6 protein-coding genes are annotated in these 5,995 nt (G+C 58.6%); all 6 read right to left on the reverse strand.

Annotation, left to right across the window (positions count from 1 at the left end; translation table 11 throughout):
• Nucleotides 1–115: 115 nt before the first annotated feature.
• Nucleotides 116–268, reverse strand: coding sequence for an MBL fold metallo-hydrolase RNA specificity domain-containing protein (locus H3Z84_RS17350; RefSeq protein ID WP_416225983.1), 153 nt, complete (start codon nucleotides 266–268; stop codon nucleotides 116–118).
• Nucleotides 269–274: 6 nt separating this feature from the next.
• Nucleotides 275–1,378, reverse strand: coding sequence for an ABC transporter permease (locus H3Z84_RS07960; RefSeq protein WP_199451728.1), 1,104 nt, complete (start codon nucleotides 1,376–1,378; stop codon nucleotides 275–277).
• Complete coding sequence (locus H3Z84_RS07965; protein ID WP_008172528.1) at nucleotides 1,378–2,472, reverse strand: ABC transporter permease; 1,095 nt, start codon at nucleotides 2,470–2,472, stop codon at nucleotides 1,378–1,380. The genes H3Z84_RS07960 and H3Z84_RS07965 overlap by 1 nt, the downstream gene beginning before the upstream one ends.
• Entirely contained in the window at nucleotides 2,469–4,199 is a 1,731-nt protein-coding gene (locus H3Z84_RS07970) for an ATP-binding cassette domain-containing protein (RefSeq protein WP_092034389.1), read from the reverse strand. Before H3Z84_RS07970 ends, H3Z84_RS07965 begins: the two co-directional genes overlap by 4 nt.
• Before the next feature lie 6 nt (nucleotides 4,200–4,205).
• Complete coding sequence (locus H3Z84_RS07975; protein ID WP_008172531.1) at nucleotides 4,206–5,168, reverse strand: HlyD family secretion protein; 963 nt, start codon at nucleotides 5,166–5,168, stop codon at nucleotides 4,206–4,208.
• A 175-nt stretch (nucleotides 5,169–5,343) separates the two neighbouring features.
• Entirely contained in the window at nucleotides 5,344–5,607 is a 264-nt protein-coding gene (locus tag H3Z84_RS07980) for an MBL fold metallo-hydrolase RNA specificity domain-containing protein (protein WP_228285747.1), read from the reverse strand.
• Between the last annotated feature and the right edge of the window lie 388 nt (nucleotides 5,608–5,995).

Consider the following 5,995-nt stretch of genomic DNA (forward strand, 5'->3'; position numbering starts at 1 on the left):
AATGGAATAGCCGTTCATGATCTCTCCCTGATAACTCTACTGACGTTAATGGTGGCCTACTAGAAATCCTCGCCGTAAATATCCGGATTACCCCGGGTATTTGCCCGGTCTCACATCAAAGACGCAAAATGGATTGGTAGCTTGCCACCTCCACCTCAAACCGGGTGTTCTGACGCAAGTGATCCTTCATGGCCTCCAGCGCATCAGGGTCTCCATGAATCAAGTTGATCGGCGTTTCGGTAGCGACAAACGTCAGGCACTCACCCAACCGATCTCATTGTACCCGGCGTCGAAAGACCCAAAGGGAGAAAATAAACAGCGTGACACCGATTACCAGCAAGGCGAGAGCCTCATCCCAGAGAACCGCCAGGCCGGCGCCTTTGAGGAAAATACCGACGATGATATCCATGTAATAACGCAGTGGACTCAGCAGGGAGAGGCTTTGCAGGAAAGGCGGCATGGTTTCTACCGGTGTCAAACTGCCCGACAGGAACATCAGCGGGAAAAGTCCGAAAAAGGAGAGCAGCAACGCCTGCTGAAGGGTCCGGCTGTAGGCGGCAATCAGTACGCCCAGCGCAATCGCACTGAGCAAAAAGATGGCGGTCAGCACCAGAAATAAAAGCAGACTGCCCTGAAGGGGCACATCAAAGACTCTGACAATCACCAAACTCGGAAAGATGGACAGTACGCCCATGATCAGCGTGGGTGTGACCTTGGCCAGGAACAGTTCCAGGGTGGAAATGGGCGTCACCAGCAGCTGCTCGATAGTGCCTCGCTCCTTTTCCCGGACAATAGAGGCGGCCGGGTGAATAACGCCCACCATCATACCGGCCAGAGCAATCATCGATAACACGATAAAACCCGATGTTGTCAGATCGGGGTTATACCAGATACGGATCAGGGGTACCGCGACCCCCTTCTTCCCGGCAGCAGGGAGCGCTTCGCGCTCCTGGCGCTGGACGATCTGCAGAGCATCATTGACGGCATTGGCGGCAATGTTGGAATTGGTGCCGTCCTGGAGCAACTGGAGCTGAGCACTCTTGCCAGCGAGAAGAGCACCTTCGAACCCGGCGGGAACGACCAACACCATGGTGGCATCGCCTTTCTCCAGGAGGTCAGTGGCGGTTGCCACACGGGTTTCCTGAAATTTCAGGTCGAAGGTTTCGCTCACCGCAAATTTCTGGATCAACGAGCGACTCAAGGCGCTGCGATCCTCGTCCACCACCGCCAGGGGCAGGTGGCTTACATCAAAACTGAGCGCAACGGCACAAATGACGACTTCAATGGTGTAAAGCCAAAGTATCAGGGTCAGTATCAACCGGTCACGAAAGAACTGCACGAGCTCCTTGCGCAACAAACCAAATAAGGCAATTCCCATCAGGCCACCTTCTGCTTCATTCGCCAGGCCGCGAAGACAAATACCAGGACCGTATAGACGATCAACATCATCAGATTTGGCAGAACGGCTTCAAGGCCGGCTGATTTCAGTACGATGCCCCGGGAGATTTCCATAAAATAACCGGCAGGGAAAAGCCAGCTATACAGTTGCAGGGCAAGAGGCATGGTGAACAGAGGGAACAGAAAACCGGAAAACAAAAACGACGGCATCAAGGTGACAATCAGCGTTATCAACATGGCCGCCAACTGGGTACGGACCAGGGATGAGACCAACAGGCCGATACCCACCGTGGTCAGCACATAAACGAAAGCGGACGTCAGCAGCAGTATCGGGCTGCCGGCAATGGGGACCTGAAACCAGGCAAACCCCACCACCATGACCATAAGAATCTCCAGGAAAGCCACCAGACCGTAGGGCACCAGCTTGCCGACAACAAACTCGGTTGAGGTGACCGGCGATGCATAGATCTGCTCAATCGTACCGGTCTCTTTCTCACGCACGATCGCTAGGGCGGTCAGCAGGGGTGGGAACGCCATCAGGATCACGGCAAATAACCCGGGGATGACGAAATTGACGCTGCGCAGGGAGGGATTGAACCAGACCCTGGCCTGGACCCGGACGGCGCTCTGACGCGGGGCGGGGAAATTTGCGATTACCGCCTCGGCATAGGCCGATGCCAATCGACCCAGAACAGGATAGCCGCCGTCCACGATCACCTGGACAGGCGCCTCGTCGCCTCTGAGCAGTTGCCGGGCCAAGCCGGCTGGAATCACCACGCCCATGCTGATGGTCGAGCTTTGCAGTGCCGACTCCAGATCGCGGAGATCGGTCGTTTTCTGCTCTAATTGAAAATACCGCGAGCTGTCGAAACGGGCTGACAGGTCGCGGCTTGCCGGCGTGTTGTCCAGATCGTAAATGCCCACGGCAACCTGTTCCACATCCAGATTGACCGCATAGCCGAACAGAAAAAGCATGATCAGCGGCATGATCACGGCCAACGCAATGGTAACCGGGTCGCGAATCAGCTCGCGACTTTCCTTGACGATGAGGGCGCCAAGCCGATGAGCCTTCATGGTCCCAACGCCCGGGAATTGGCCGTTCCCGCCTGTTCTATGGCCGCCGTGAAGAGCATCTCCACCGTGGCGTCGGCTTCGAGGCCGAGCGAATGATTCAGCGATGATCGGCTACCGTGTGCAAGCAGCCGCCCGTCCAGCATTAACGCCAAACGATCACAATAGGCCGCTTCCTCCAGGTAGTGGGTAGTGACCAGCACGGTCATACCGCTGGCGGCCAGCTCACGGATAACCCGCCAGAAACGGTACCGGGCGACGGGATCGACACCCGAGGTGGGCTCATCAAGGAACAAGACCCGGGGCCGGTGAAGCAGGCTGCAGGCCAGCGCCAGACGCTGGCGCAAGGCACTTGAAAGATCACCGGTGAGCTTGTCGGGAATATCTGTCAGCCCCGTTACTTCCCTGGCCCAGTCGATCGCAGCCCGCGCCGCGCCTCCGGCCAGGCCGTAGGCATTGGCAAAGAAGCGGAGATTCTCCCAGGGGGTCAGTTCCAGATAGAGTGAAAACCGTTGTGACATATAACCAATTTGCCGGCGCAATGCGGTGCTACCCCCGCCGGAGCTCACCCCGGCCACCCGGGCGTTGCCCTCATCGATGGCCACCAGCCCGCACAAGGCCCTGATCAGGGTTGTCTTGCCCGCCCCGTTGGGCCCCAGCAACGCAAGCAGTTCGCCAGATGGCGCCTCGAAACTCACCCGGTCAACGGCCTTGAAATGTCCGAAGCGGACGCTCAGGCCGGTGGCCACCAGCCCTTCCTCTTTTCCCCTGTCTTGCCGGGCCAATTCCGGAAACTGCTGCTCGCCGGCCCTCCTGTCCGTCCGCAGCACAAACAGATCCTCGAGCCGGGGCTCGGCCGCCGCCAGGTGGGTTCCCTCGGGCAATAACTCGGCGAGCTGGTTTTCAGCGATGTCCGCGTTCATCACCAGTCGCAGGTGATCCGGCAACCACTGCACTGAATGGACGCTGTCAATTTGAGCCAGGATGCCGGACAACTCCCGCAAGCCTCGTCCGGTATCTCCAGCATTTACAGTGAACACCCTTCCGGCGGCGGGCCTCAGCAGCTCTTCCAGCGACCCATCCGCAAGAACGCGGCCCTGTTCCAGCAGCAGTATCCTGTCGCAGCGCTCCGCCTCGTCCATGTAGGAGGTAGCCACAACCATGGTCAGGCCCTGCGACCGGAAGCGGTCGAGCATGGTCCAGAGATGGCGCCGGGACAGGGGGTCGACGCCGAGCCCCGGTTCGTCAAGGATCAGCAGCTCCGGTTCATGGACCAGATTGGTACATAGCGACAACTTTTTCCGCATGCCACCGGACAGTTTGGCGGCGGGCCTGTCAGTAAAGCGGCCAAGCCCCGACATGGATAGCAACCTTTCTGAACGCTCCCGATAGAGTTCGTCGGGCACATCCCGGATGCGAGCGGCAAAGCTCAGGTTTTCCTTGACGCTGAGTCGATCGTAAAGCGTAAATCCCTGGGACATATAGCCAATCCGGGCAGCAGCCTGCTTGGCCTCACGACGGGTATCGAAGCCCAGGACCCGGCATTCCCCCACAGTGGGGTCCAGGATGCCAGCCAACATCTGTAACAGCGTCGTCTTGCCAGCGCCATCAGCACCGACAATGCCCACTCGTTGGCCGCGATCAACGGAAACATCCAGTGGCTCGATGACAACATTGTCTCCGAATTGGCGGCCAAGGCCTTTGGCGACGATGGGTTCCGGGGAAGACATGACGGCTCAGCGCGCCGGAACCGAGAGGGTCGCTGGCCACTCGGCGTCCGGATCCCAGCGAATCCAGGCATCTGCCGGCATACCCGGTTTCAGAGCATCGGCCGGATTATCCAGCACCAGGGTAACGCCATAGACCATCCGAACTCTCTCGTCGGGCATGTGGACATCGCGGGGGGTGAACTGGGCGAAATCGTCAATCCTGCCGACTTTGGCGGAAAAGTCCCCGGGCAAACCGTCCACGCGGATTCTGGCGGGATCCCCCAAGCTGATCCGGTTGAGGATATCACCGGGGACATAGACCTTGAGTTCGAGCTGCTGCAGATTCACCATCGTGGCCAGCGGCTGGCCGGTATCGACAACCTCTCCCGTCTCCACCGCCCGGATCAGGATGGTTCCGGAGAGCGGCGCGGCAACCTCCGCTTTGTCCAGTTGCGATTCAGCCAGTGCCACCTGCGCCGCCCTTGCAGCCACCTGTTCTTCGGCGGCATCCTTCTGCCGCTGGAGAGACTCAAGTCGGCCCCGGGCCTCACTGACGGCATTTTCCGCCTGATCCAGATCACTCGAGCTGGCCAGATTGCGGGACCGCAAGTCCCGGATCCGCTGCCGTTGTTTCTCGGCATTCTTGAGATGATGACGCCAGGTGGTGATTTGGCTGTCGAAGCCGTCACGGACTTCCCGCGCCGAGGCCAGCTCGGCCTGTGCCGAGCGCAGGCGGTCTCTGGCATCGGCGGGGTCGATCACGGCTACCGTGTCGCCAGCCGAAACCTTGCTGCCTTCCGCGAGATGGTGCTCGATGACCCGACCGGCCACTTCGGCCGCGATCCGCACTTCCCGCCCCTCGATATGGCCATTGCCATAGACGATTCCCTGCGGCAAGGGCTCTTCCCCAAACAGAACAAAAACCCCATAAGAACCGCCGGCGAGCACCAACACCGCTATCAGAGACCAGAGCCAGGATTGGGATTTCACCAAACACTCCTTATGACATTACTGTTCAGGTTGGAGCCGGGATCAGGGCCACTGCCTCTCACTCCAGCCAATGAGATCGCCCACTCTAGCACTCGGCAGCCGCCGCGTCCAAGGTCGTTGCCGGATCTTAAGCGGCTCATTCAGGTCGCCCTCGAAGATGGCCGTCAGGGCATCGTCAAAGACGCAAAATGGATTGGTAGCCTGCCACATCCACCTCAAACCGGGTGTTCTGACGCAAGTGATCCTTCATGGCCTCCAGCGCCTCCGGATCACCGTGGATCAAGTTGATCGGCGTTTCGGGGGCTAAGTCACTTTGAGCCAGCCACTGTTCGATCTCTGTGAAATCTCCATGTCCGGAAAGCCCACTCAACACCTCCAGCCGGGCCTTGACCGGAATCCAGTCGCCGTGGATCTTGATCCTTTCCGCTCCATTAACCATTTTGGCGCCTCGTGTCCCCCCTGCCTGTAACGGTAAAAGAATCAGGACACCAGAACGATAACGATCAGTGTGATGCCCCAGGCCCCAGCGTGATTGAACGATTCATTCATAGCATGATTGACCTGTATGTGGGGCGGCTAGCTGCATCGGTTGCCGCCCGGATTGTTTTAGTGTGAGAATCAGTACGGTGATCACCAACGCTTTACTTTTCCCCGTAAAGACTGTTGTAAGTCGATCCTCGCGCTCCATCGCTACAATGTCGCCTTATCAGCGCCTGAGGAGCCACTTTTTGACAGGATCGCCTGCACTATCGAATGGGCATCACATTTGTTGGCCTGCAGCAGCCCCGATGTATCCAGGGTGCCACCATGGTTTTCATAGCCAAACG

The organism is Marinobacter sp. bablab_jr003 (assembly GCF_016464245.1).
Lineage (GTDB): Bacteria > Pseudomonadota > Gammaproteobacteria > Pseudomonadales > Oleiphilaceae > Marinobacter > Marinobacter vinifirmus.